The organism is Xanthomonas dyei, assembly GCF_002939865.1.
Classification (GTDB): domain Bacteria; phylum Pseudomonadota; class Gammaproteobacteria; order Xanthomonadales; family Xanthomonadaceae; genus Xanthomonas; species Xanthomonas dyei.
Window position 1 is genome coordinate 47,122 of sequence record NZ_MDEE01000021.1, and the last position, 25,048, is coordinate 72,169.

Below are 25,048 nucleotides of genomic sequence, written 5' to 3' on the forward strand. Positions count from 1 at the left end.
GTGTCATCGTCGCTGCGCTGGTTCGCCTGGCTCGCGCTCTGGGTCGCGCTCCCCTGCCTTGCGCAGCAGAAAGTGCACGTCATCGATCCGGTGCAGTCGCGCTTCGGGTTCGAGATCAAGACCCGCTTCGGCATGAAGATCGAGGGGTTCTTCCCGCGTTTTCGCGGTGAACTGGTGGAATTGCCGGACCGGCGCATGCAGGTGCGCTTCCGGCTGGACGCCTCCCAGGTGGAGATTCCGGGCAAGGACCGCTACACCAGCTGGATGCGCGGCGAGGATTTTTTCGACGTGGCGCGCTACCCGGTGGTGGAATTCGAGTCGCTGCCTTACGCCGAAGAAGTGGTCAAAGGCGGCGGCGACATCACCGGCAACCTGACCATCCGCGGAATCACCCACATCGAGACCCTGCATGTCGCACCGGCTGAATGCGCGCGGCCGGGCTATGATTGCGACGTGATCAGTCGAGGTACGGTCCTGCGTGGACGTTACGGAATGAATGCGTGGCAGATGGCCCTGGGCGACAGGGTGACATTCATTCTGCGTGGGCGGTTGCTGGAGGCGCGGCGCCCGTGAGGTTCCTGCTGAGGCTGCTTGTGCTGGCAACCCTGTTGCTCGGCACCGGATGCGCCGGCCTGTCGCAAACCGAACGTCATCGTGCTGTCGGCGTTGCCGCTGCGGCGCGCAGCACCGTGGTCAGCTGCACCCAGGCCAATCACTGCGCCCAGCCCTCGCCGCTGCGCACGCTGGGCGGCGAGGCCATCACTGCCTCAACACCGGCCGCGCCGCGGCATTACGCCACCATTGTCGACCACGGCGAAGAATCGCTGGTGGCGCGGCTCAACCTGATCCGCAGCGCCACCCGCAGCATCGACCTGCAAACCTATATCTTCGACAAGGACGACAGCGCGCGCATGATTCTGGACGCGCTGACCGACGCAGCCCAGCGCGGGGTCAAGGTGCGGATCCTGATCGATCAGCTGTCGGCAATCGCCGATCTGCAGATTCTCGGCGCGCTGGCCAGCACCCACGAAAACCTGCAGCTGCGCGTCTACAACCCCACCTTCGGCAAGGTCAAACTCAATTACTTCGATTACGCCGGCAGCGTGGTGTGCTGTTTCCGGCGCTTCAACCAGCGCATGCACAACAAGTTGCTGGTGGTGGACGATGTGCTGGGCGTGGTCGGCGGGCGCAATTACCAGGACGACTATTACGACTGGGACAGCGAATACAACTTCCGCGACCGCGACGTGATTGTGGCCGGCCCGGAAGTGCGCGCGATGGCGGCCAACTTCGATGCGTTCTGGCGCGCGCGGCGCAGCGTGCCGGCCGAGCGCCTGAACGATGTGGGCCGGCTGCTGCTGGAGCAGGGCGCGCCGCAGATGCCGCCCGCACAGTTCCGGCGCCCGGATCGGGTGGCGCGGGTGGACCAGGAAGCGCGCGATCCGCAGTTCGTGCGCGATGCCTTCGTCACCCCGGCGATGCCGGTGCAGCGCGTGCTCTATGTGGCCGACCTGCCACAGAAGCATCGCAGGGAACACGCCGCCAAGGCGGTATCGACGGCGCCGGAACTGGACGGCCTGATCGCCGGCGCGCAGCAGGAAGTGCTGCTGCAAACGCCTTATCTGGTGTTGTCCGACGAGGCCCAGGCGATCTTCCGCGCGCTGCGCAAACGCCCGCAGCCGCCGCGCATCGTGGTGTCGACCAACAGCCTGGCAGCCACCGACAACCCCATCGTGTATGCGCTGTCGTACAAGTTCAAACGCCGCAACATGCGCGAGCTGGGCTTCAATCTGTACGAGTTCAAGCCGTTTCCGCTGGACGCGCCGGTGGATTACGCCAATCTGGTGCCGGACCCGCTCAATCCCGTCTCCGACATCAACGAAGACAGCCGCGACACTCGTTTGATCGGCGGCAGTGCGGCCGGCAATGCGATGCGTGGCAGCCGCGGTGCAGACACCCGCGGTACTGGCGGCAGCGTGATTCGCGGCAGCAGTGGCGCCGGCCGTGCGCCCGGCGGCAGCGAGGTCGATCGCCGCGTGTTGCGTACCGAAACCCGGCCGTCGTTTCTGGGCACCCGCGCGGTCAATAAACCGCTGCCGGTGACCCGCGCCGGTGCGCGCATGGGGTTGCACGCCAAATCGCTGGTGGTGGATCGCCGCATCGGCGTGATCGGCACGCACAACTTCGATCCGCGCAGCGAGAACTACAACACCGAAGCGGCGGTGGTGATCGACGATGCGCGCTTTGCGCAGGCGCTGGCGGCCAGCATCGAGCGCGACATGAACCCGGAAAATGCCTGGACGGTGGCCCCGCGCGAAAAACCGCCGGTGTTGAGCGGATTGAACTACAGCGTGGGCAAGGTGTCCGAAGCGTTGCCGGTGCTGGACTTCTGGCCGTGGCGCTACGCGACCAATTACGAGTTCCAGCCCGGCCCCGACTGCCCGTTCCCGCTCAAGCGGCAGGACCCGCAGTTCCGGAAGTGCTATGTGGCGGTGGGTGACTTCCCCGAGGTCAACGTCGGCCCGAAATGGTTGCTGGTGCGCATGCTGACCGCATTCGGCGCCGGCCTGGTGCCGATTCTGTAATCGACAGCTAAGCGCAGCTGACAAAACCTACTGTGCTCGCCGCCAGCCAGGCGCGGCCTGCGCTCGGTGCGGCATCTACCACCCGTACACTCCGGCTCTGAGCGCGCGGTCCACACCCACGTGACAACTGCTCGCTGCGGTTTTTAGCCGCTCTAGGGCTGCAATCGTTCGACAGCAACAAGCGGCGTGCGCTGCCGGGAGCTGGTAAAACCACCCTGGCACCCGCCGGCGCGACCACTCCCGCCAATCCGGGGCAAGCAGCGACACCGACGATTGCAGTAGCCTTGAATCCACCAGACAGCGGCAGGCGTTGCACCAGCCGCAATCTCGCAGATGCTGTTGCGATTCCCGATTCCCGATTCCCGATTCCCGATCCCCAATCCCCAATCCCCAATCCCCAATCCCCAATCCCCAGCCCATGACCTTCCGCGCTCCCGTCGATCTCGCCGCCCTCAACGCCTCCAGCCGCAACACCCTGATCGAACAGCTGGGCATCGTGTTCACCGACGCTGGCGACGACTGGCTGCGCGCCACCATGCCGGTGGATGCGCGCACCAAGCAGCCGTATGGCCTGCTGCATGGCGGCGCCTCGGTGGTGCTGGCCGAAACCCTGGGCAGCAGCGCCGGCAATCTGTGCGTGGAGATGAGCACCCAGATGTGCGTGGGGCTGGAGATCAACGCCAACCATCTGCGCGCGGCCACCGAGGGCCTGGTCACCGGCACCGCGCGCGCGGTGCATGTGGGGCGCAGCACGCATGTCTGGGACATCGTCATCGAAAATCCGGCCGGCAAGCGCGTCTGCGTCTCGCGTCTTACGTTGGCGGTGGTGGCGCGCACCAATGGCTGAACACGCCTGGCAGCTGCATGGGTGGAACAGCGCCATCCGCTGCCGGCACTGCGCCGCGGCCGAGCTGCTGTCACAATAGCCGTGCCTCCTTCCCCCGTTACCGGTCCCGTTCGTCGAATGAGCGAGTCATCCCTGGACGCCACGCGCGACGCTGGCGGCCCGCTGCGTTGGTTCCGGTACCTGTATCGGGTGCCGCTGCTGCTGCTGCATCTGTGTGTGTTTCTGCCGATCACCATGCTGTGCGTGGTGACGCCGCCGCTGGCGCGCATCCGCACCGGCCCCCAGGACACCCTGGACGAGCTGATGATCCGCTGCTGGCAGGGCAACCTGATGCGTATCTTCGGGTTTCGTCTGCGCCGCTTCGGCACGCCGCTGTCGGGCGCCACCTTGTTCGTGGCCAACCACGTCAGCTGGGTCGATATCTCCATGCTGCACAGCCAGCGGGTGATGGGCTTTGTGGCCAAGCGCGAAATCGCCGGCTGGCCGCTGGTGGGCTGGCTGGCGGCCAAGGGCCAGACCATCTTCCATCAACGCGGCAACACCGAATCGCTGGGCGGGGTGCTGCTGGAAATGCTGCAGCGTTTGCGCAGTGGCAAGCCGGTCGGCGTGTTTCCGGAAGGGCGCACCCGCGGCGGTACCGAAGTGGGTCCGTTCCATGCGCGCATCTTCCAGGCGGCGGTGGAAGCCGGTGTGCCGGTGCAGCCGGTGGCGCTGCGCTACGGCGTGCGCGGCAATGCACAGGCGGTGGTGGCCTTTGGCGAGCGCGAGAGTTTCTTCGCCAACATCGTGCGCCTGCTCGGCGAGCCGTCGCGCCTGGCCGAAATTCATTTCCTGGAGCCGATCGGCGCGTTCGATATCGAAGGACGTCGCCGCCTGGCCGACACCTCGCGTCAACGCATCATCGCCGCGATGGAGTCCTGAGCCGGCGATGCACGCGCTCATCCACCCAGCGGCTGGCGTCCTCGTACCTGGCCCGATGCGCGCATGAACGCCTCCGACTTTCAGCCACCGCGCTGGCTGCGCAATCCGCATGTGCAATCGGTGCTGGGCAGCAGCGCCTTGCGCCGGCTGCGTAGCCGCCAGTTGCTGAGCGCCAGCGGTGCGGTGACCAGCGAACATATTCTCGACGGCGGCGACGGCGTGCGCCTGCAGGGCTGGATGAGCGTGCCGCCCGGCGATGCGCCGGTGCGCGGTACCGTGCTGCTGCTGCACGGTTGGGAAGGCAGCGCCGATTCCAATTACATGCGGCTGACCGCCGCGCGCCTGCTCGGACTCGGCTACCAGGTGTTCCGGCTGAACTTCCGCGATCACGGCGACACCCACCATCTCAATGTGGACCTGTTCCACTCCGATCGCATCGACGAGGTGGTCAACGCGGCCGGCGATCTGTGGCGGCGCTTTCCTGCGCCGCAGCTGCTGGCGGCCGGGTATTCGCTGGGCGGCAACTTCGCGCTGCGGCTGGCCTTGCGGGCACCGGCAGCTGGCCTGCCGCTGGCGCGGGTGGCAGCGGTGTGTCCGTTGCTGGACCCGGCCGCCACCATGACCCAGCTGGAAAAAGGCCCGCAGTTCTACGACTGGTATTTCCGCCGCAAATGGCGCGAATCGCTGCTGCGCAAGCGCAAGCTGTTCCCGGACCAGCACGGCTACGACGACGCCACCCTGGCGCTGGACATGCGCGAGCTGATGGCCTGGCTGGCGGTGCAGCACACCGGCCACGGCTCGCTGGAAGCGTATTTCGACAGCTATTCGATCGCCGGCGAACGCCTGGCCGGACTGCAGGTGCCCTCGGACATCCTGATGGCCGAAGACGACCCGGTGATTCCGTTCGAGGACTTCGCCGGCTGGAAACTGCCGGCGCACGCGCACCTGGAAATCGCGCGTTGGGGCGGGCATTGCGGCTTTCTGGAAAACGCCCGCGGCGACGGCTTTGCCGAACGCTGGGTGGCCGAGCGGCTGGCGGCCGCTCTTTAGGGGGCTAACAAACCGTAGCGAGCAGTCGTCAGGTGGCTGCGAGCGGCGCGCTCAGAACCGGTGTGCACGCGTTGTCCATGCCACACCGAGCGCCGGCCGCGCCCGCCTTGCGGCTGCACAGGAGTTTTTTAGCTACTCTTACAGTTATGTTGAAAAGACATCAGTCTCTCGATGCCCTGGTCGCTGTTCTATCAGCGGTTACAGGCGGGCTGATGGTCTACTTCAGCTCGATCAGGCTCTACGCGTATCTGCAGACCGGCGAGATCCTGTTCCGACCACGACTAGGACCGGCCTTCGTTGGTCCCCACGCTGCGATCTGGTACGCGGGGCATCTGGTCCTCGGGATGCTGTGCGTGGCCTACGGTGCAAGCGTGCTGCGTCGCATGTCGGCACGCGTCCCAACCGCCGACCCGCGCGATCAATCGAGCTGAGATCGGCAATGGCGATGGATGCGGGACCTTGCGTAGAACGCCGGGCAGTCGCAGCGCGGGCTTGGCGATAGATCGCAGCGTCCGTCCCACACCAGGCCGCCGCAGCGCGCATCGTTACAATAGCGGTTTGTCCGGGACACGCCGCCGCCATGCAAGACGCCATTCTTCAAGCCCTGCGCCGCAATGCGGCCGACGATGCGGTGGAGCTGGCCCGCGAGTGGGCGACCACCGCGCCGGATAACGCGGCCGCGCACCGCTGGCTCGGGCTGTCCTTGCAGCAGCAAGGTCAACCGGCGCTGGCGCTGGCCAGTATCGAAACCGCGCTGACGCTGACCCCGGAAGACGCCGACCTGCACCTGCTGCACGCCGGGCTGCTGCTGGCCACGCGCAATTTGTCGGCGGCCGATGCCGCGTTGTCGCGCAGTACCGCGTTGGACCCGAACCAGTTCAACGCCTATGTGATGCAGGCGCATCTGGCGGTGGGGCGCGGCGATCTGGACGACGCCGAGCGGCTGAGCCGTACCGCCGCACGCCTGGCGCCGGACCACCCGCAGCTGCTGGCGGTCGATGGCGTGGTGGAGATGCGTCGCGGCCAGAGCGACCGCGCGCTGTCGCTGCTGACGCGCGCCGCCGAGCAGCTGCCGGACGACCCACGGGTGATGTTCGCGCTGGGCTTTGCGTATTTGCAGAAGGAACATTTTGCGTTTGCCGAGCGCGCGTTCGAGCGCGTGGTCGAGCTCAATCCGCCGGGCACCGCGCTGCGCGCCTTCATCGCCCAGCTGGCCCAGCGCCAGGGCCGCCTGGACGATGCGCTGACCGCGATGCAGGGCGTGCTGGCCCAGCCCGATGGCGACATCCCGGCGATGCGCCGGCTGGCCGGCGAGATGGAATTGCAGGCCGGTCGCCCCGATCAGGCGGCCGCGCATCTGCGCCTGGCGCTGGCCCACTGGCCGGCCGACCGCCGCACCTTGCATTCCTTGCTCACCGCCTGGGAGCGTCTGGGCGCGGTGGACGATGCGCGCGACACCCTGGATGCGGCGCTGGCCACCTCCAGCAATGCGCACGATCTATGGCTGGCGCGGCTGGCGGTGGAGCCGGTCGGCGGGCCGCAGGCGCAGGCGCAGGCGGTGATCGAGCGCTGGCTGCTGGGCATGCCCGAGCACCTGCCGGCGCTGGAAGCGCTGATGCGCGTGCACGACATGCAGGGCCACGCCGAGGACGCGGAAATGGTGGCGCGGCAGATCGTGGCGGTGGAGCCGGGCCGCATCAGCGGCGAACAGCGCATCGTCGAAGCGCTGCTGGAGCGCGACCCGCCGGCGGCGATCGCCTGTGTCGAATCCTTGATCGAGTCGTTGCCCGCACCGCAGCTGACCGTGCTGCGGCCGTGGCTAGGCAATGTGCAGGACCGCGCCGGCCAGCCCGACGCCGCGCTTGCCACCTGGATGCAGTTCCATCGCGAACAGGCCCAGCACCGACTGCCGTTGCCGCCGCAGGCTGCCAAACAACCGATGCAGTGGCCGGCGCTGGGCAGCATTCCTGACACCGTTACCGCGCGTCCGCTGTTTGTCTGGGGCACCCCGGGCTCGCATGTCGAACGCCTGATCGCGGTGATGGACGCCGCCACCCCGCTGGTGCGCGGCGACCGTTACGGCGCCACGCCGCCGTCCGATGCGTTGCAGAGCTACCGCAGCGTCGAGCAATTGGCATCCGGGCAACTGGCGCCGATGGCCTTGGTGGAAGGCTGGAAAGCACAGCTGCTGCGCCGCGGTATCGACGATGGCAATGTCATCGACTGGCTGCTGTGGTGGGACAACACCTTGCTCACCGCGCTACGCCCGCATCTGCCCGAGGGGCGCCTGGCGATTGCGCTGCGCGACCCGCGCGACATGCTGCTGGACTGGCTCTCGGCCGGCGCATCCGCGCCGCTGGCGGTGCAGTCGCCGCAGCAGGCCACCGACTGGTTGTTGGCGGCGCTGGAACAGCTGGCCGTGCTGCACGAACGCGATCTGTACCCGCACCGGATCATCCGCCTGGATGGCATCGAAAGCGATCCGCAGGGCATTTCCACCGCACTGGAGCAGGCGTTCGGGCTGAATTTCCCGCTGGTCGAACCGCGCGGCCCGGCCCGCCTGGCGTCCGGTCGCTGGCGCAGTTATCGCGGCGTACTCGGCGCCCAGTTCGACCTGCTCACGTTGATCGCAGTGCGCTTCGGGTATCCGCAGGACTGACGCACCGCCTGCCGCTTACATCTCGCAGGCGAAGTGCTGTCGTAGGAGCGGACCCGGCCGCGATAAGGCGTTACCGATACCGGTGAAGCCTATCGCGGCCAGGTCCGCTCCTACGATGTCCGGATATCCAGGTATCCGGATGGCGCGGCACGCACGAATGCCGGTGGCGGATAACGATGCCAGCGATCCGTGCCCGGCGAAGTGACATGCCAACGGTTGTCCCATTGCTCGCTCACGCGGCACTGGCCGCTGTGCACAACTAAGCGCGCCTGACGACACGTGCACGCAACCGCGCCAGCCGCGCCACACAAGGTTCCACTGCAGCGGCTTCCGTTGCCGCGCCAATCCAGGCAGGCTGGGCGCTTGGATCCACGGAGACTTTGCATGCGTCTGACCAGCACCAGCATCGAAAACGGTAAGCCCATCGCGGTGGAATTTGCCGCCGGCACGCCGGATGGCTTCGCGCCCAACCGCAACCCGCATCTGGCCTGGAGTGATGTTCCGCAAGGCACGCGCTCGTTCGCGCTGCTGTGCCTGGACCCGGATGTGCCGACGGTGCCGGAAACGGTGGGGCGCCAGGATGTGCAGATTCCGGTCGAGCAGCCACGCGCCGATTTCGTGCATTGGGCGATGGCCGACATCCCCGCCGACGTGCACGAGATTGCCGCAGGCAGCTGCAGCGACGGCTTTGTGGCCAAGGGTAAGCAGCAGCCGGCCGGCCCGGCCGGCGCACGCCAGGGCCTGAACTCCTATACCCAATGGTTTGCCGGCAACCCCGACATGGCCGGCGACTATCTGGGCTACGACGGCCCGTACCCGCCGTTCAACGACCTGCGGCTGCACCGCTATTTCTTCCGCGTGTTCGCGCTGGATGTGGCCACGCTCAGCCTGCCCGCCAGCTTCACTGCAGCCGATGTGCTGTCGGCCATCCAGGGTCACGTTCTGGCCGAAGCGGCGCTGTACGGCACCTACACGCTGAATCCATCGCTGCGCTGAGGCAGGTCGACACGACCGCATGGCCGCCAGGCTGCGCGGTCAGGGCGGCAACGAGTATCCAAGGAAGCTGCAAGCGCCGCATCCGCACCTGTGTCCGGGCGATCCGGCCGCCGTGCGGTTGCGCAAGGCCAGCATAGACGCGCGCAATGATCGACTTCCGTCTAGCGGAGCGCTCCCGGAAAAGGTGCGTAGATGCCCGTCAAGCGCAACAACAGCGCGTATCGATCTGATGCATGCGTTGACTGGCCACTGCGCATCATCCTGGACGCAAGCCGATCCCCCGCACACGCGTGGTATGCGCGGATGTGCTCAGCCGGTAAGTTCTTTGCGGCGGGCCGGGGTGCCGGCGACCTGGTCTTGATGCCGTGCGACGCGCAAGCCAAAGAGCGCATCCGGCATGGCGTCTGCACCAGGCCACGATGACCGGGCCGCTGCTGTGACGGCACCCAGCTGGCCGACCGTCACGCGCATTGCAGCGCCGAGCGCGTCAACGCTGTCGATGCGCCAATCGCATCACCAATCGCGCAACGCTCGACGATTTCCGATTTCCGATTTCCGATTTCCGATTTCCGATTTCCGATTCCCAACTCCCAACTCCCAACTCCCAACTCCCAACTCCCAACTCCCAACTCCCAACTCCCAACTCCCAACTCCCAACTCCCAACTCCCAACTCTAGCCGCTCGCCTCGATCATCTGCTCCAGCACATACACCGGTGCACCCTCCTGACCGGCGGCTGGCCGATAGCGGGTGACGCGCAGCAGGGTGCGGATGCCGGCTTCGTGGTTGAAGCCTTCGATCCTGCCGTCGAAGGGTTGCCAGGATGCGGTCGCCGGCTGTGCATCGGTGCGCTCGCGCAGTTGCAGGCAGGCGCGCGACCGGTCGTTGTCGCAGGGCACGGTGTCGGCGGCCACTTCGATCAGCAGCGTTTGCCCCGGCCCGCCGTAGCGGGTGGCCGCCGTGGGCACGCCGTTGAACAGCAGGCGGGTGCCATCGCTGCGGGTCAAGGTCAGCCGCGGCGCGGCTTGTGCGGTGTCCAGCGTCACCGCAAAGCGGCCGGACAACAGGTCGCTGGCGGCGCGTTCCTGGGACATTTTTCGCGGCTGCGCACACAGCCGCTTGCTCGATACCACACGGCCGATCTGCAGTTGCGTCTCGGCCACGCTGTAGTTGGCACCGAGCGCGTTGCAGGTCTGGCTGACCTGGATGCGTTGATCGGCAAAGTCCAGTTGCAGCGGCGCGCTGCCGGCCACGAACAGGCTACGCAGAGCGGTGCCGTGCGCATCGCTGGCCTGCTGCAGCTGCCAGTGCTGCGCTTGCAAGGCGGCGCGTAACGGGACGTTGTCGCGCGCCGGCGCGGCCGCTGCGGTCGAGGCGGCAGTTGTGCCTGGCGCGGCGCCGTCGGCACCGGATGTCGCGCCCGAGCCGCAGGCCGTCACGCCCGCCGCCAGCAGGGCTGGGGCAAAGAACACGGCACGCATCGGCGGCTCCAGGCGATCAAGGCCTCAGTGATACCGCCAGCGTGCGGCGGCGGCAATGACCGGCGTCACTGCCCGCGCAATTGCCCTGCCGATCGCATCTACGGCGACGGGCAGGGCAGGTGCGTGTTGCGGTTCAGGCCGCGACCGGCAACCACAACAGCAGGGCGGCGCCGAGCACGATGCGATACACCGCAAACACCGTGAAGCGGTGCTTCTTGATGTAGCCCAGCAGCCACTTCACCACCACAAAACCGGTGATGGTCGCTGCCACGAAGGCCACCGCCACATCGGTCCAGTTCTCGCTGCCGAACCCGCCTTCCTTGTACATCTCCAGCAGCGCGTAACCGCTGGCCGCGAACATGGTGGGGATGCCGACCATGAACACGAAGTCCGCTGCTGCCGAGCGCTTGCTCAGGCCCAGCAGCATGGCCAGGAAAATCGCCGAGGCCGAGCGCGAGGTGCCGGGGAACACGCCGGCCACCACCTGCGCCAGGCCCACCGCAATGGCGACCTTCCAGGTGACCACGTCGCGCTCGGGCAGCTTGCCGGCAAAGTGCTCGGCCACCAGCATCCACAGACCGCCGATCAGCAGCGCCCAGGCTACCGGATGCACGGTTTCCGGTAGTTGCCAGCCGGCCTTGCGCACGATCAGCCCGACCACGGCAGTGACCATGAAGGCCACACCGATCTTGAGTACGTAGTCGCGGTTGGCGCGCTCGCCCAGGCCGGTGGCCAGGGTCCACAGCTTTTGCCGCAGCGCCAGGCAGATGGCCAGGATGGCGCCGGCCTGGATGACGATATTGAAGAAGTCAGAACGGCGTCCGAGCCATTGTTCGGCGATCAACAGGTGGCCGGTGCTGGAGATCGGCAGAAATTCGGTCAAGCCTTCGAGAATGCCCAGTAGCAGGGCGGAAATCAGATCGGACATCGGACGGGAGGGGAGGGTTGGGGGGAGGCGTCAGGATAGTGCATTGCGGCATGCACCACATCGGTGCATGCTCAACACAGGTAGCACCAATTTAGTGCTATCAAACCGTGAGCGGTCTCAAGCGATGCAAGCAAAATCAACGACTTGTGAACGTTGGTGATTTGGCATGGTCCCTGCTGTAGTCCCGCCCACGAGCCACTTCACTCCAATCCGAGGTTTCTTCCGATGTCCGTGGAAAACGTTGAAAAGCTGATCAAGGACAACAAGGTCGAGTTTGTCGACCTGCGCTTCGTCGATATGCGTGGTGTACAGCAGCACATCACCTTTCCGGCCAACATCATCGAGCCGGCGTTGTTCGAAGAAGGCAAGATGTTCGATGGCAGCTCGATCGCGGGTTGGAAGGGCATCAACGAGTCGGACATGGTGTTGCTGCCCGACGCCGGCACCGCGTACCTGGATCCGTTCTTCGCCGATCCGACCATCGTGCTGACCTGCGACATCCTCGACCCGGCCACCATGCAGAGCTATGAGCGCGACCCGCGCGGCATCGCCAAGCGCGCCGAGGCCTACCTGAAGTCGTCCGGCATCGCCGACCAGGCGTTCTTCGGCCCGGAGCCGGAATTCTTCATCTTCGATTCGGTGCGCTTTGCCAACGACATGGGCCACACCTTCTTCCAGGTGGGCTCGGAAGAAGCGGCCTGGAACACCGGTGAAAAGTACGACGGCGGCAACAGCGGCTACCGTCCGGGCGTGAAGGGCGGCTACTTCCCGGTTCCGCCGACCGACACCCTGCACGACCTGCGTGCGGAAATGATCAAGACGCTGGAACAGGTCGGCATCGAAACCGAAGTGCACCACCACGAAGTGGCCACCGCCGGCCAGTGCGAGATCGGCACCAAGTTCAGCTCGCTGGTGCAGAAGGCCGACGAACTGCTGACGATGAAGTACATCATCAAGAACGTCGCCTACCGTAACGGCAAGACCGCCACCTTCATGCCCAAGCCGATCGTCGGCGACAACGGCAGCGGCATGCATGTGCACCAGTCGCTGGCCAAGGGCGGCAGCAACCTGTTCTCCGGCGACGGCTACGGCGGCCTGTCGCAGCTGGCGCTGTGGTACATCGGCGGCATCTTCAAGCACGCCCGCGCGATCAATGCCTTCGCCAACTCCGGCACCAACAGCTACAAGCGCCTGGTCCCGGGCTTCGAAGCGCCGGTGATGCTGGCCTATTCGGCGCGTAACCGCTCGGCCTCGTGCCGCATTCCGTGGGTCACCAACCCCAAGGCGCGCCGCATCGAAATGCGCTTCCCCGATCCGTTGCAGTCCGGCTACCTGACCTTCACCGCGCTGATGATGGCCGGCCTGGACGGCATCAAGAACCAGATCGACCCGGGCGCTCCGAGCGACAAGGATCTGTACGACCTGCCGCCGGAAGAAGAGAAGTTGATCCCCCAGGTCTGCTCCAGCCTGGACCAGGCACTGGAAGCGCTGGACAAGGATCGCGAGTTCCTCAAGGCCGGCGGCGTGATGAGCGACGACTTCATCGACGGCTACATCGCACTGAAGATGCAGGAAGTCACCAAGTTCCGCGCTGCGACCCATCCGTTGGAGTACCAGCTGTACTACGGCAACTGAGTTCCACCGCGGTGATGGCGGAGGCCCCCCCTCCCACCTCCGCCATCGCCGCACATGTTCGATGGCTCCCTGGCACCGCCAGGGAGCCCAGGGGTACGAGAGAGCACACCGTTCGCAACGCGCGGGCCTGACCTCTCCCACGAGGCGGATGCATGGCATCCGTCGGGGTCTGCGCGATCCGCGAACGATTGGATGCCGGGGTTGGCATCCAGGTGACTGACACCGCCGGGCGGCGCAATGCCGGCCGGTTCCTTCCACCTTTCGGGGTATGCGCATGAAATTGATCACCGCCATCATCCGGCCGTTCAAGCTCGACGAGGTCCGCGAGGCCCTGTCCGCCGCTGGCGTGTCGGGTATCACCGTTACCGAGGTCAAGGGCTTCGGGCGGCAGAAAGGCCACACCGAGCTGTATCGCGGCGCCGAGTACGTCGTGGACTTCCTGCCCAAGATCAAGATCGAAACGGTGGTGACCGACGACCGGTTGGACGCCGTGGTCGAAGCGATCCAGAACGCGGCCGGCACCGGGAAGATCGGCGACGGCAAGATCTTTGTGACTGCGATCGAGCAAGTGGTGCGGATCCGCACCGGCGAAATCGGCGCCGATGCGCTCTGAGTCCCCCACCTCTGGAGGTCGTATGAAGACAGCTCTGTTTGCCGGGTGGAAAGCCCGGTTCTATAGCGTGTGCATGCTGATGCTGTTCAGCGCGCTGGTGGTGGGCGGCATGGGCAGCGCGCAAGCGCAGTCCACCCCGCAGGTCACCCCGTTGCCGACCGAGCCGGTCACCACCGAACCGCTGCCGTCCGCGCAGCCGGCCGCCGCGCCGGTTGCTGCCGCCGAAGCCGCGCCGGTGGTCGACAAGGGCGACGTCGCCTGGATGCTGACGTCCACGCTGCTGGTGCTGATGATGGTGGTGCCGGGCCTGGCGTTGTTCTACGGCGGCATGGTGCGCGCCAAGAACGTGTTGTCGGTGCTGATCCAGGTCGCAACGGTGTTCTCGCTGCTCACCATCCTGTGGGTGCTGTACGGCTACAGCCTGGCGTTTTCCGGCGAAGGCCCGTGGATCGGCAATCTGGATAAAGCACTGCTCAAGGGTGTGACCATCGAGAGCCTGTCGGCCACCTTCACCAAGGGCGTGAGCCTGCCGGAATACGTGTTCGTCGCGTTCCAGGCGACCTTTGCCGGCATCACCGGCGCGCTGATCGTCGGTGCCTTCGCCGAACGCGCCAAGTTCGCCGCGGTGCTGCTGTTCTCGGTGATCTGGTTCACCTTCGGCTATCTGCCGCTGGCGCATATGGTCTGGGCAACCGGCGGCTATCTGTTTGCGCTGGGCGCGCTGGATTTTGCAGGCGGCACCGTGGTGCACATCAATGCCGGTATCGCCGGTCTGGTGGGTGCCTACTTCGTCGGCAAGCGGGCCGGGTTGGGGCGTGAGGCGATCAAGCCGCACAACGTGACCCTGACCTTCGTCGGCGCCTCGCTGCTGTGGGTGGGCTGGTTCGGCTTCAATGCCGGCTCCAACCTGGAAGCCAATGCCGGTGCGGCGCTGGCCTTCCTCAACACCTTGCTGGCCACCGCGGCCGCCATCCTGGGCTGGTCGCTCACCGAGAAGATCATCAAGGGCAAGTCGTCCGCTCTGGGTGTGGCGTCGGGCATGGTTGCCGGTCTGGTCGGCATCACCCCGGCCTGCGGCACCGTGGGTCCGTTCGGTGCCATCGTGATCGGCCTGGCGGCCGGCGTGCTGTGCGTGTGGGGCGTCACCGGTCTGAAGCGCCTGCTGGGTGCCGACGACAGCCTGGACGTGTTCGGCGTGCATGGCCTGGGCGGCATCATCGGCGCGATCCTGACCGGCGTGTTCTCGGCGGCTTCGCTGGGCGGCCAGAAGGGCGGCGATTACGACATGCTGCATCAGGTCGGTATCCAGGCCCTGGGCGTGGGCATCACCGTGGGCTGGATCGGTGTGGTGTCGGTGGTGGGCTTCCTGGTCGCCAAGCTGGTGTTCGGCCTGCGCGTCACCGAAGAAGCCGAGCGCGAGGGGTTGGACATCACCTCGCACGGCGAAGCCGCATACGAGTCCTGAGCATGCACACCCGCGGCGAGATCTCCGCGGGTGGCGCAACGACCCGGCCGGCGCTGCCCGCGCCGGGTTGGTTTCTGCCGCGGCCGATGCCGGCGCGGCCTTATTGCCGAGGTGCCTGCATGACCAGCCCCACGCCCGTCGTTGTCGGCGCGGATGCGAGCCAGGTCTGGCCACGCCATTGCGACCCGGCCCGAAACACTTCGATGCACGCTGCGTTTGGCGCGCCATCCGCGCACGCCGATGCTGCTTGCACTAAATTGGTGCAATGCGGATGACGACCTCCACCCCGTCGCTCGACAGCCTGGGCACCCCGGTGGCCTGGGCCGACCGCGACGGTCGCGTGCTGGGGGTCAACCCGGCATTCGCGCGCTGGCTCGGCGTCAGCGCACGGCGGCTGGTCGACCAACCGCTGGCCGCGCTGGAAGTACAGGGCGACGCGCTGGCGCGCTTCCTGCTCAACGACGAGCGCGATGTGCTACGCCTGCATCGGCTGGCGCTGGGCCTGCCCAACGACGCACCGCGCTTTGCCGAAGGTTGGCTGTCGCGGCTGGACGATGGCGGCTGGTTGCTGGAAACCCACCCGGTCGACGAATTCCCCGCGCTGGATCCCACCCACGCGCTGCCCAATGCCTTGAGCGCCGCGCTCAAGGGCCTGGCGCACGAACTGCGCAACCCATTGGCCGGTTTGAAGGGCGCCGCGCAGTTGCTGGCGCGCCGCTCGGCCGGCCGCGATGAAGACGAGCGTGAGCTGATCGAGTTGATCGGCACCGAGATCGAGCGCCTCAACACCTTGCTCGAGCGCCTGCTCTCGCCATCGCCGCTGCGTCCGCACGATCGCCTCAACATCCACGTGGTGCTCGAGCGCGTGCTGCGCCTGGCCGAAGCCGAGGGCGGCTGGTCGGTGCAGGTGCAACGCGATTACGACCCCAGCATTCCCGACATCCTGGGCGATGTGGACCGGCTCACCCAGGCGGTGTGGAACCTGGTGCGCAACGCCTTCCAGGCCGGCGCCACCCGCGTGACCTTGCGCACCCGCGTCGAGCACGGCCAGCGCATCCGCGACCGTGTGCATGCGATGTCGCTGCGGCTGGAAATCATCGACGACGGCGGCGGCGTGCCGGAAGAACTGGCCGAGCACCTGTTCCTGCCGCTGGTCAGCGGCCGCGCCGAAGGCAGTGGGCTGGGCCTGGCGCTGGCCCAGCAGGTCTCGCGCGAACACCACGGCACCCTGACCTACCGCTCGCGTCCGGGCCATACCGTTTTCACCCTGCTGCTGCCCGAGCTGGCCGGCGATCACGACAAGGAGCATCTGCATGGCTGAGGCCGCCGCCGCATCCCACCACATCTGGGTGGTCGACGACGACCGTTCGGTGCGCTTCGTGCTGTCTACCGCCTTGCGCGACGCCGGCTACGCCGTCGATGGCTTCGACAGCGCCGCCGCCGCGCTGCAGGCGCTGTCGATGCGGCCGATGCCGGACCTGTTGTTCACCGACGTGCGCATGCCCGGCGAAGACGGCCTCAGCCTGCTCGACAAGCTCAAATCCAAGCACCCACAGCTGCCGGTGATCGTGATGTCGGCCTATACCGATGTCGCCAGCACCGCCGGCGCCTTTCGCGGTGGTGCGCACGAGTTCCTGTCCAAGCCGTTCGATCTCGACGATGCGGTGGCGCTGGCCGCACGCGCGCTGCCCGACGCCGATGCCGGTGTCGACAAGATCATCGGCACCCCGCTGGCCGAAGGCTCGGCCGCGCTGATCGGCGACACCCCGGCGATGCAGGCCTTGTTCCGCGCCATCGGCCGGCTGGCGCAGGCGCCGCTGTCGGTGCTGATCAACGGCGAAACCGGCACCGGCAAGGAGTTGGTCGCGCGCGCGCTGCACAACGAATCGCCGCGCGCGCGCAAACCCTTCGTCGCGCTCAACACCGCCGCCATTCCTGCCGAGTTGCTGGAAAGCGAGTTGTTCGGCCACGAAACCGGCGCGTTTACCGGCGCCACCAAACGGCATATCGGCCGCTTCGAACAAGCCGATGGCGGCACGTTGTTCCTGGACGAAATCGGCGACATGCCGCTGCCATTGCAGACGCGCCTGCTGCGCGTGCTGGCAGAGAACGAATTCTTTCGCGTCGGTGGGCGCGAGTTGATCCGGGTCGATGTGCGGGTGATCGCCGCCACCCACCAGGACCTGGAAGCGCTGGTCGAACAAGGCCGCTTCCGTGCCGACCTGCTGCATCGCCTGGATGTGGTGCGCCTGCAGTTGCCGCCGCTGCGCGAGCGCCGCGGCGACATCGCGCAACTGGCGGAAAATTTCCTGGCCATGGCCGGGCGCAAGCTCGACATGCTGCCCAAGCGGCTGTCGTCGGCCGCACTGGAAGACCTGCGCCAATACGACTGGCCCGGCAACGTGCGCGAACTGGAAAACGTCTGCTGGCGCCTGGCCGCCCTGGCCACCGCCGACATCATCGATGTGGTCGACGTGGACGCAGCGCTGGCGCGCGGCCGCCAGCGCACCGGCCGTAGCAGCGTCGGGCAATGGGACGACATGCTGTCCAGTTGGGCTGCGCAACGCCTGAGCGAAGGCGCCCAGGGCCTGCATGCCGAAGCCCGCGAACGCCTGGACAGGACCCTGCTCGAAGCCGCCCTGCAACTCACCCAGGGCCGCCGTGCCGAAGCCGCCGCCCGCCTGGGCCTGGGCCGCAATACCGTCACCCGCAAACTCGGCCCGGGCCGCAAGCGTCGCTGAGCGGTCCGGTGGCTACCCGGGCGGGATCGGCATCATGCCTGGGTGCATGCGTGGGCGTTTTTGCGCTTGCGTGAGCGCAACGGTCCTGGTTGCCCGGCGGCGAAAGAGGTCCCCCATCCGCCCTTCGGGCACCTTCCCCCGCAGGCGGGAGAAGGCAGTCAGGTGATCGCTGCGGCAAACCCCGCCTGTCGCTGCGATGAAGCCCGCCGATCACTGCGGTGAAGCCCCTCTCCCGCCTGCGGGGCGAGAAGGCACGGCTTGCGCGCCTCGGGCGCGCGTGCCTTGGAGCGCCCGCGCCGCAAGCGCGGGCCGGGGCGCGGAGCGGGGGTTGGGGTGAGGGCACCCACGCCGATAACAGCGCAGCCGCCTGCGTCGCCGGTTGAATCAGCTCGCGCACGAAACGCGTGAAGCACGGAATGCATGCAACGCGATGGACGAGCATCAGTACACATCGAGCACCATCACGGCACGTGCTTGACCATCCACACGACACCGCATGCACCCACCGGCCATCGACGAACCCGTGATAGCCCCTGATCGGCCGACGCCATCGTCGAAGCCGCGCAAGGCTCCCCGCACCGCATGCCGCACAGCGGGCACGCAAACAACCCGGCCATCCACACCAACCCCGTAAACTCCTGGGCTGCCCCAGACGCATTTCATGACACGTGAACATGCGCCCGCATAGGTTTCAGCCTGATCAGGAGAACAGCTCGATGCGTTATCGGTCGTCCACGATCGTTGCCCTCACCGCTCTGGCGCTTGCCGCTTGCAGCAGTACGCCGCCACCACCACCCCCCCCCCCGCCAGCGGCACGTGTGGTGCCCACGCGTCCGGTGCAGCAGGCCGAGGCAGCATTAGCTTCGGCGTCGGGCAGCCTGGTCAGCGGCCGGGTCGTGCTGGTGCCGGCGTTGCAGGGCATCCGCATCACCGGCACGGTCGGTGGCTTGCGCCCAGGCGGTGTGGCGGGCTTCCATGTGCACGAACGCGGCGATTGCAGCGCGGCCGATGCCAGCAGCGCGGGCGCGCATTTCAACCCGACCGGCGCGTCGCACGGCCGCGCAGGCAGCGGCAGCCATCATCTAGGCGATATGGACAACCTGCGTGCCGACGCCGAGGGCGTCGCGCATCTGGACATGATCCTGTCTGGCATCAGCCTGGGCGACGGCGCGCCCAGCGATGTGATCGGCAAGGCGCTGATCGTGCATGCCGACGCCGACGACTATCGCAGCCAGCCCAGCGGCAATGCAGGCGCCCGTCTGGCCTGCGGCGTCATCCGCGTCACCCAGCGGCGTACACCCCCTTCGCAGCCCTGAATTTGGGCATCAATGGCCGCAGCTGCGGTCTCTACAGGAGTTTTCCCATGCGTATTCTTCCCACAACCCTGTTCCTGGCAACCGCTCTGGTGCTGACCGCGTGCAAGCGCGATGAGCCCGCACCGGCCGAGCCCACACCCGCACCGACGGCCAGCACGCCAGCCGATGCGGCGCACAGTGGCGAGCATGCCGCCGCCATGGTGACCGGGGCGGCCGCCACCACCACGGCGACCGCCGAGCTCAAGCCGACCAAGGACAGTGAGGTCAAGGGCACGGTGACCTTCAAGACCGTCGACGGCGCGCTGCGCGTGACCGGTCAGCTCAGTGGGCTCAAGCCCAACACCGAACACGGCTTCCATATCCACGAAAAGGGCGATTGCAGCGCCCCGGACGGCAGCAGCGCCGGCGGCCACTTCAACCCGGCCCAGTCCGACCACGGCAACGTCGGTGCCGACCCGCATCACGGCGGCGACATGCCCAACATCAAGTCCGACGCGCAGGGCAATGCCAGCATCGACGGCCCGGTCTCCAGCAACGTCAACCTGGGCAAGGCCGATCAGTTCGACATCGCAGGCCACGCGGTGATCGTGCACGCCGATGCCGACGATTACAAAACCCAGCCCACCGGCAACGCCGGCGGCCGTCTGGCGTGTGGCGTGATCACCACCGATAACGCGCAGGCGGCAACCAAGTAAGCGCATGCCTTGCGCCGCGGCCCACACCGCGGCGCAAGGCTGCAGTCGCATCCATCGCGAGTGCGCAATGTTTACCCGGCGCCGTGTTGTCTCCGGCGCGTATGAGGTGGGCAAGGGGCGATTAAAAAACCGCCCTAGTCGCTGTTGATCATGGACCTCCCTGCATAGAACGCCTGTGCAGCGTCCTGGCAGATCTCCTCATAGAAGGCATCGGCGTCCTCGGTGAAGTAGCCGGCTCCCACGAAGCATCCGCGTGCGATTTCATGCAGCGAATGCCGGATGCTGCTGGCATCGTCGTAGACGGCATTGAGGCATGCCACCACCACCGCGACATCCTGTTTCGAAAGGCGCGGCTCACCGCTCATCAAACGTGCGTGGTTGATGCATGCAACGGCATTTGCACTGGTGAACGAGTCGCCCAGGCCAGAGCAATCTTCAAAGCCTGTGCCTTCTGCGTTGAGTTTGAAGTGCGCGATTGGCAGGCCTTCCATATTCTTCTGCTTTGCCATCTCCATGAAATCGGCGAGCGCTTCCGGTTGATCCTGCAGGCGCCTGGATTGCATCTTCGTTTCCAGTTTTTGCAATAACGGCTCGGCGATACTGGTGTTTCTCTTCAAGACGCTGATGGATGGATCCTCGAACATCAAGGTTGCATCGATCTTGTCGGTTTGCTCCTGCGACAGCAGTCCGTTGGCGATCAGGGTCTTCATGATGACTTTTTCTGGGTGACCCCAATGCTCGTCTGCAGCATAGACCTGCCGGAAATTCAGGATTGCCTGGCCGGCGGCGTGCTGTGCTTGCATGCTGAGCGTGTCATTGCCGGACAATGCGCGTTCAAGCGATTCCATGCATTGTTTGAGAGACAGTGCCTTGTCGCTCTGGGAAGCCTCTTTGAAATGTTGCATGCCGCGGTTGATGAAAGGTTGGGTGATGGAGCGCGAGGTATATCCGCTTGCTCCGGTGTGGGTATTGGGTACGCCAGTCAACGAGTACTTGTTTTTCTTGTCGTAGATCTGGCTCTTGCTCAGGTCCGGATCGGCCGGGACCTTCGCAGGCGAATACTTGGCGATGCATTCCTGCTTGATCCGCTCGCCCTTGAGACAGGCGAGGTTGGTGAGCAGCGATTCCCGTGCGGTTCTGGTATCGAAGAGATGACCGAGATGGACCTTGGTGGCCGCGCGGTAGTCGCTCATGGTGGCGAACTGGTTGGACCCGCATGTCTTGATCGGTACGAAAGGGCGGCTATGGGATGCGCGTTCGTCTTCGGTGGCGCTGCGGTAGCGAGCGTGATATTTCTCCGCTTTCGCACATGCTTTTTCCAACCGATCATTGCTGGTAAATCCGGCTTTGCCATCCACCAGCGAGGTCGTGGACAAGAAAAAATTGTCTGCGACATAACCGGCACCGGCAACTCCCAGCGCGTATTTGGCGGCTCGAGAGGCCCAGTGTGCGCCGCGGCCGACGTTTTCCTGGTGTGTGCCTTCTTGCGCTGCTTGCCTGGCTTTTCGCGCGGGCAACGCCCCCAGCAAGCCGCTCGTCTCGGTGGTGCCAGACGCTGTGGACGGCGACGCACACAGGGAATGCGCCTGCGAGCGGTTGGAGGCAAGAAGCCGCTGCATGGTGGCCAAGGGTTGTGTGGGCTTTGTGCGCATGGATGTGTTCTCTCAAGTGCAGGATGGAGATCAGCTGTACCAGTTGAGTCGAAGCTCGGCGAAGCGTTGGAGCGGAAGGCAGTTGGTCGAGTCGCTGCGTGCTGCGCTGAGTGGTTACGTGTTCCCGATGACGTTTTTATTCGCGCTGGGTAATCAGCGGGAGAGTGGGCGCAAATCGGCCTGCGGTTACGCCATGTATTTGGCTGCGCGCGCCACTGCGGACGGCTGCAACCGATGCGCACTGGGTTGTCGGCCGGCAAGGTCGATACTGCGCGCGGTCGTAATGGCAGTAGCCGGAGTTTGAGCGTGAGAGCATGCGTGCTGCTTCCGTCCAATCGCGCGACACTGTGCCTGATGCCTAAGCGCGCATCCATTTCGACCGCGAAGACGTTATGTCATAAACGAGCAAGTGCGCGGAAGCGCATGTGTTGCATCCGGTCGAGCGATGGCGCCGCAGTTGGTCATAAACACTTCCGGCGTGATATTGACCAACGCTGCAGGTAGCGTGATCGACGATCAGGGTGGGCATTGCCCGATCAGGAAGTCGTTCGACGTCCAGGAGCGGCTAGCAAAACGACTGCGCTCATCGCCAGGCGAGCGTGGCAGTTGCCCGGAATCGGCATGTATTACTACGCGTGCACTCCGTTGCTGAGCGTTCCGTCTATAGCCACCTGGCGGTTGCTCGCTGCGGTTTGTGAGCCGCTCTAACGTCGGCCCGCGTCGACGTGCGCTGCGGGTGGTCGTGGACACGCGCGCGGCATCCCAATTGGAATGCAGTTGCAGAGCACTGGTTGCACCGCTGTCAGCATTCGAAGGGCCACCCGCCGCGGTCGCGGTGGCGCCTCCTGTCGGCGGGCAATGTCCTGGCCATGCTTCCATGGCATCACGGACAGATGCAGGATGGTGAGCAGCCAGCGCTGCAACGCGCGATGTAACCGTCAACCGATGACGTGCACGCTCAGTCGTTCGGCCAGAGCCCAGACATCGCCAGTGCGACTCAGGTGCCGATCGGGGTCATTGAACGCACAGATACGTTCGAGACCGGCCCATACAGCCGCGTCTCCAGGATCCCCGCAACTGCGGGAGCCGTGGAGCCGGTCGGCGGCTTATGCAGCCAGCGCCTGTCGCGGATCCTGGCCCGGCTCCACATGCACGTACAGCACCGGCAATCCGTGCGCTTCCAGTACGGCAGCCATCTGCCGCTGACGCGAGAGGAATTGTTCGTAGACACCGCGCAGGCGCTCGCAATTCTCGCGGTCGTGCGTGTAGTAATCGCACCAGCCGGCCGGGTCGAACAATGCGATGCGCACTTCGCCATCGACATAGCGCAGCACCGGCTCGGGCGCTTGCTGCAGCCATTCTTCGCTGTCGGGAGCGAGCAGGGCGGCTTCGATCAGCGGCCACAGTGGTGCCAGGCCCTGGTTGTCGTACTGCATCGAAATCATCGCCGCCAGATCGTGCGCGGTGAGATAGCGGGCGTGCTCGATGCGCGCGCCGAAGCTCTCCTGCGCCAGCAGCGCGGTATCGGCCTGGGCCATGCCCTGGGCCAGCAGCACTTCTTCCATCGCATCGGCGACGTTCGCCACGATCTGCGGGTCGCCCGACAGCAGGAACGGCAGCACGCGCAGTCCGCCGCCGGTCAACTGGGCATCGGCCTGGAACGGTAGCGGAATCTCGCCGTGCGCATCGGCACCGAAGGCCAGCACTCGCGGGCCCTGGTCGCGGCCCGGCGCGCGGGCATGCAGTTCTTCCAGCCGGCGATGCAGCGGCCAGCCCGGCCGCAGCACTTCGGCCGGGTCGAAATGCGCCATCGCCACGCTCAGCTCCAGGGCGCGGATCTCCGGGATCCACTGCGCCAGGTCGCGGCCGATGCGTTCGGCCAGCATGCCGGCCTGCTCCGGCGCCAGAGCGCCGCGCTCGGGGGCGGTGCCGCCCGTCAACTCCAGCGCCATTACACCCATGGCGGTCACGCCGTGTTCGGTCTTGCTCATGATTCGCGGTTGGCCCATCACGGGGTCGAAGCTACACTGCGGCCATTATGCCTGCCGGCCCTGTGCAGGCCATGTCCCCGAGTCCTTCATGCCAGGTCAACCGATGCCCGCAGCCCGTCCCGTCGCCATTCTGGGCGGCGTTCGTATCCCGTTCTGTCGTCAGAACACCGCATACGCGGACGTGGGCAACCTGGGCATGTCGGTGCGCACGCTAGGTGCTCTGGTCGAACGCTTCGGCCTGCACGGCCAGCAATTGGGCGAAGTGGCGATGGGGGCGGTGATCAAGCACTCCTCGGACTGGAACCTGGCCCGCGAGGCCGCGCTGTCGTCGGGCCTGTCGCCGCTGACGCCGGGCATCACCTTGCAGCGCGCCTGCGGCACCAGCCTGGATTCGGTGATCACCATCGCCAACAAGATCGCGCTGGGGCAGATCGATTCGGGCATCGGCGGCGGCTCGGATACCACCTCCGAAGTGCCGATCGTCTACGGCAAGAAGTTGCGCGCGCGCCTGATGGCCGCCAACCGCGCCAAGGCCACTGGCGACAAACTCAAGGCATTGCTGCGCGGCTTCAAGCTGAGCGAGCTCAAGCCCGAGTTTCCCGGCGTGGCCGAGCCGCGCACCGGCAAGAGCATGGGCGACCATTGCGAGGACATGGCCAAGGAATGGAATATCTCGCGCGATTCGCAGGACGAATGGGCGGTGGCCTCGCACCACAAGCTGGCCGCTGCGTATGAGCGCGGCTTCTTCGATTCGCTGATCGCCCCGTTCCGTGGGGTGTCGCGCGACAACATCCTGCGCGCCGACACCTCGCTGGAAAAGTTGGCCACCCTGCGCCCGGCGTTCGACAAGACCTCCGGCCGTGGCACGTTGACTGCCGCCAATTCCACCCCGCTGACCGATGGCGCCGCCGCGGTGCTGCTGTCCAGCGAGGCCTGGGCGCTGGCGCATGGCCACACGCCGATGGCGTACCTGCGCGATGCGCAGGTGGCGGCGGTGGATTTCGTGCATGGCGAAGGCCTGCTGATGGCGCCGACCATCGCGGTACCGCAGATGTTGGCGCGCCAGGGTCTGACCCTGCAGGACTTCGACATCTACGAAATCCACGAAGCCTTTGCCGCGCAGGTGCTGTGTACGCTGCGCGCGTGGGAGAGCGAGGATTACTGCCGCAATCGCCTGGGCCTGGACGCGCCGCTGGGCCGCATCGACCCGGACAAGATCAACCCATTGGGTTCGTCGCTGGCCACCGGCCACCCGTTCGCCGCCACCGGCGCGCGCGTGGTAGCCACCGCCGCCAAGCAACTGGAAGAACGCGGCGGCGGCCGCGCGCTGATTTCGATCTGCACCGCCGGCGGCATGGGCGTGGTGGCGATCGTCGAGCGCTAGGCTGCTGCGCACCGGGATTGGAGATTCGCTAGAGAAATCCGGCTTCTACTAATCCCGAATCTCTACTCCCCAATCCCCACTCCCAAACCA

Annotated in this window: 20 protein-coding genes and 3 other RNA genes; 18 read left to right on the forward strand and 5 right to left on the reverse strand. The window is 66.2% G+C overall.

All coding sequences use genetic code 11. The annotated features are described in order from the left end of the window. The 6 genes from XdyCFBP7245_RS14370 to XdyCFBP7245_RS14400 all read left to right on the forward strand — a co-directional run bounded on the left by XdyCFBP7245_RS14370 (window position 1) and on the right by XdyCFBP7245_RS14400 (window position 5,403). Complete coding sequence (locus XdyCFBP7245_RS14370; RefSeq protein ID WP_104616256.1) at window positions 1-573, forward strand: YceI family protein; 573 nt, start codon at window positions 1-3, stop codon at window positions 571-573. Next, window positions 570-2,585: a phospholipase D family protein gene (locus XdyCFBP7245_RS14375; protein ID WP_104616257.1), complete on the forward strand. Its 2,016-nt coding sequence runs from the start codon at window positions 570-572 to the stop codon at window positions 2,583-2,585. The genes XdyCFBP7245_RS14370 and XdyCFBP7245_RS14375 overlap by 4 nt, the downstream gene beginning before the upstream one ends. A 73-nt stretch (window positions 2,586-2,658) precedes the next feature. Next, window positions 2,659-2,734: non-coding RNA, sX9 sRNA (locus XdyCFBP7245_RS14380), on the forward strand. 269 nt (window positions 2,735-3,003) lie between these two features. Beyond that, window positions 3,004-3,432 carry a hotdog fold thioesterase gene (locus XdyCFBP7245_RS14390; RefSeq protein ID WP_104616258.1) on the forward strand — a complete coding sequence of 143 codons (429 nt, stop codon included), beginning with the start codon at window positions 3,004-3,006 and terminating at the stop codon, window positions 3,430-3,432. Window positions 3,433-3,453: 21 nt separating this feature from the next. Beyond that, complete coding sequence (locus XdyCFBP7245_RS14395) at window positions 3,454-4,353, forward strand: lysophospholipid acyltransferase family protein (RefSeq protein WP_211287705.1); 900 nt, start codon at window positions 3,454-3,456, stop codon at window positions 4,351-4,353. A 63-nt stretch (window positions 4,354-4,416) separates the two neighbouring features. Beyond that, window positions 4,417-5,403, forward strand: a complete 987-nt coding sequence (locus XdyCFBP7245_RS14400) for a YheT family hydrolase (protein ID WP_104616260.1) — start codon at window positions 4,417-4,419, stop codon at window positions 5,401-5,403. Between the two features lie 2 nt (window positions 5,404-5,405). Here the strand turns inward: XdyCFBP7245_RS14400 and XdyCFBP7245_RS14405 are convergent. Beyond that, window positions 5,406-5,482, reverse strand: a non-coding RNA gene (locus tag XdyCFBP7245_RS14405) — sX9 sRNA. Window positions 5,483-5,615: 133 nt separating this feature from the next. Here XdyCFBP7245_RS14405 and XdyCFBP7245_RS14410 point away from each other — a divergent pair. The 3 genes from XdyCFBP7245_RS14410 to XdyCFBP7245_RS14420 all read left to right on the forward strand — a co-directional run bounded on the left by XdyCFBP7245_RS14410 (window position 5,616) and on the right by XdyCFBP7245_RS14420 (window position 9,058). Continuing rightward, window positions 5,616-5,834, forward strand: coding sequence for a hypothetical protein (locus XdyCFBP7245_RS14410; protein ID WP_244907817.1), 219 nt, complete (start codon window positions 5,616-5,618; stop codon window positions 5,832-5,834). Window positions 5,835-5,983: 149 nt separating this feature from the next. Then, window positions 5,984-8,062 carry a tetratricopeptide repeat protein gene (locus XdyCFBP7245_RS14415; RefSeq protein WP_104616261.1) on the forward strand — a complete coding sequence of 693 codons (2,079 nt, stop codon included), beginning with the start codon at window positions 5,984-5,986 and terminating at the stop codon, window positions 8,060-8,062. 384 nt (window positions 8,063-8,446) lie between these two features. After that, on the forward strand, window positions 8,447-9,058 hold the full coding sequence (locus tag XdyCFBP7245_RS14420) for a YbhB/YbcL family Raf kinase inhibitor-like protein (RefSeq protein ID WP_104616262.1): 612 nt from the start codon (window positions 8,447-8,449) through the stop codon (window positions 9,056-9,058). Between the two features lie 673 nt (window positions 9,059-9,731). On the opposite strand, the gene XdyCFBP7245_RS14425 is transcribed toward XdyCFBP7245_RS14420, so the two are convergent. Beyond that, complete coding sequence (locus tag XdyCFBP7245_RS14425; RefSeq protein ID WP_104616263.1) at window positions 9,732-10,538, reverse strand: META and DUF4377 domain-containing protein; 807 nt, start codon at window positions 10,536-10,538, stop codon at window positions 9,732-9,734. A 133-nt stretch (window positions 10,539-10,671) separates the two neighbouring features. Then, a complete protein-coding gene (locus tag XdyCFBP7245_RS14430; protein ID WP_104616264.1) occupies window positions 10,672-11,466 on the reverse strand; it encodes an undecaprenyl-diphosphate phosphatase in 795 nt (264 codons plus the stop codon). A gap of 225 nt (window positions 11,467-11,691) precedes the next feature. On the opposite strand from XdyCFBP7245_RS14430, the gene glnA reads away from it, so the two are divergent. From glnA to XdyCFBP7245_RS14465, 7 genes are all read left to right on the forward strand, one after another. Continuing rightward, window positions 11,692-13,101, forward strand: a complete 1,410-nt coding sequence (gene glnA, locus XdyCFBP7245_RS14435; protein WP_104616265.1) for a type I glutamate--ammonia ligase — start codon at window positions 11,692-11,694, stop codon at window positions 13,099-13,101. A 274-nt stretch (window positions 13,102-13,375) separates the two neighbouring features. Then, window positions 13,376-13,714 carry a P-II family nitrogen regulator gene (locus XdyCFBP7245_RS14440; RefSeq protein WP_002808480.1) on the forward strand — a complete coding sequence of 113 codons (339 nt, stop codon included), beginning with the start codon at window positions 13,376-13,378 and terminating at the stop codon, window positions 13,712-13,714. Between the two features lie 22 nt (window positions 13,715-13,736). After that, window positions 13,737-15,179: an ammonium transporter gene (locus tag XdyCFBP7245_RS14445; RefSeq protein WP_104616266.1), complete on the forward strand. Its 1,443-nt coding sequence runs from the start codon at window positions 13,737-13,739 to the stop codon at window positions 15,177-15,179. Window positions 15,180-15,450: 271 nt separating this feature from the next. Then, entirely contained in the window at window positions 15,451-16,500 is a 1,050-nt protein-coding gene (locus tag XdyCFBP7245_RS14450) for a two-component system sensor histidine kinase NtrB (RefSeq protein WP_104616267.1), read from the forward strand. Further along, on the forward strand, window positions 16,493-17,920 hold the full coding sequence (gene ntrC, locus XdyCFBP7245_RS14455; protein ID WP_104616268.1) for a nitrogen regulation protein NR(I): 1,428 nt from the start codon (window positions 16,493-16,495) through the stop codon (window positions 17,918-17,920). Before XdyCFBP7245_RS14450 ends, ntrC begins: the two co-directional genes overlap by 8 nt. Window positions 17,921-18,636: 716 nt before the next feature. After that, window positions 18,637-19,236, forward strand: coding sequence for a superoxide dismutase family protein (locus XdyCFBP7245_RS14460; RefSeq protein WP_170068655.1), 600 nt, complete (start codon window positions 18,637-18,639; stop codon window positions 19,234-19,236). 47 nt (window positions 19,237-19,283) lie between these two features. Then, complete coding sequence (locus tag XdyCFBP7245_RS14465) at window positions 19,284-19,931, forward strand: superoxide dismutase family protein (protein WP_104616269.1); 648 nt, start codon at window positions 19,284-19,286, stop codon at window positions 19,929-19,931. 134 nt (window positions 19,932-20,065) lie between these two features. On the opposite strand, the gene xopAG is transcribed toward XdyCFBP7245_RS14465, so the two are convergent. Beyond that, window positions 20,066-21,583 carry a XopAG/AvrGf1 family type III secretion system effector gene (gene xopAG, locus XdyCFBP7245_RS24755; RefSeq protein ID WP_342352094.1) on the reverse strand — a complete coding sequence of 506 codons (1,518 nt, stop codon included), beginning with the start codon at window positions 21,581-21,583 and terminating at the stop codon, window positions 20,066-20,068. A 621-nt stretch (window positions 21,584-22,204) separates the two neighbouring features. On the opposite strand from xopAG, the gene XdyCFBP7245_RS14480 reads away from it, so the two are divergent. Beyond that, window positions 22,205-22,284, forward strand: a non-coding RNA gene (locus XdyCFBP7245_RS14480) — sX9 sRNA. Window positions 22,285-22,689: 405 nt separating this feature from the next. Here XdyCFBP7245_RS14480 and XdyCFBP7245_RS14485 read toward each other — a convergent pair. Then, complete coding sequence (locus tag XdyCFBP7245_RS14485; protein ID WP_170068657.1) at window positions 22,690-23,574, reverse strand: hypothetical protein; 885 nt, start codon at window positions 23,572-23,574, stop codon at window positions 22,690-22,692. Window positions 23,575-23,662: 88 nt separating this feature from the next. Here XdyCFBP7245_RS14485 and XdyCFBP7245_RS14490 point away from each other — a divergent pair, with 88 nt between their 5' ends. After that, complete coding sequence (locus tag XdyCFBP7245_RS14490) at window positions 23,663-24,958, forward strand: acetyl-CoA C-acetyltransferase (protein ID WP_101364767.1); 1,296 nt, start codon at window positions 23,663-23,665, stop codon at window positions 24,956-24,958. Window positions 24,959-25,048: the final 90 nt, after the last annotated feature.

Coding starts and splice junctions, on each gene's coding strand:
- XdyCFBP7245_RS14400 (WP_104616260.1), top strand. CDS start 4,417: ATGAACGCCTCCGACTTTCAGCCACCGCGCTGGCTGCGCAATCCGCAT.
- XdyCFBP7245_RS14450 (WP_104616267.1), top strand. CDS start 15,451: ATGACGACCTCCACCCCGTCGCTCGACAGCCTGGGCACCCCGGTGGCC.
- XdyCFBP7245_RS14440 (WP_002808480.1), top strand. CDS start 13,376: ATGAAATTGATCACCGCCATCATCCGGCCGTTCAAGCTCGACGAGGTC.
- XdyCFBP7245_RS14420 (WP_104616262.1), top strand. CDS start 8,447: ATGCGTCTGACCAGCACCAGCATCGAAAACGGTAAGCCCATCGCGGTG.
- ntrC (WP_104616268.1), top strand. CDS start 16,493: ATGGCTGAGGCCGCCGCCGCATCCCACCACATCTGGGTGGTCGACGAC.
- XdyCFBP7245_RS14490 (WP_101364767.1), top strand. CDS start 23,663: ATGCCAGGTCAACCGATGCCCGCAGCCCGTCCCGTCGCCATTCTGGGC.
- XdyCFBP7245_RS14465 (WP_104616269.1), top strand. CDS start 19,284: ATGCGTATTCTTCCCACAACCCTGTTCCTGGCAACCGCTCTGGTGCTG.
- XdyCFBP7245_RS14460 (WP_170068655.1), top strand. CDS start 18,637: ATGCGTTATCGGTCGTCCACGATCGTTGCCCTCACCGCTCTGGCGCTT.
- XdyCFBP7245_RS14430 (WP_104616264.1), bottom strand. CDS start 11,466: ATGTCCGATCTGATTTCCGCCCTGCTACTGGGCATTCTCGAAGGCTTG.
- glnA (WP_104616265.1), top strand. CDS start 11,692: ATGTCCGTGGAAAACGTTGAAAAGCTGATCAAGGACAACAAGGTCGAG.
- XdyCFBP7245_RS14445 (WP_104616266.1), top strand. CDS start 13,737: ATGAAGACAGCTCTGTTTGCCGGGTGGAAAGCCCGGTTCTATAGCGTG.
- xopAG (WP_342352094.1), bottom strand. CDS start 21,583: ATGCGCACAAAGCCCACACAACCCTTGGCCACCATGCAGCGGCTTCTT.
- XdyCFBP7245_RS14415 (WP_104616261.1), top strand. CDS start 5,984: ATGCAAGACGCCATTCTTCAAGCCCTGCGCCGCAATGCGGCCGACGAT.
- XdyCFBP7245_RS14425 (WP_104616263.1), bottom strand. CDS start 10,538: ATGCGTGCCGTGTTCTTTGCCCCAGCCCTGCTGGCGGCGGGCGTGACG.
- XdyCFBP7245_RS14485 (WP_170068657.1), bottom strand. CDS start 23,574: ATGAGCAAGACCGAACACGGCGTGACCGCCATGGGTGTAATGGCGCTG.
- XdyCFBP7245_RS14410 (WP_244907817.1), top strand. CDS start 5,616: ATGGTCTACTTCAGCTCGATCAGGCTCTACGCGTATCTGCAGACCGGC.
- XdyCFBP7245_RS14390 (WP_104616258.1), top strand. CDS start 3,004: ATGACCTTCCGCGCTCCCGTCGATCTCGCCGCCCTCAACGCCTCCAGC.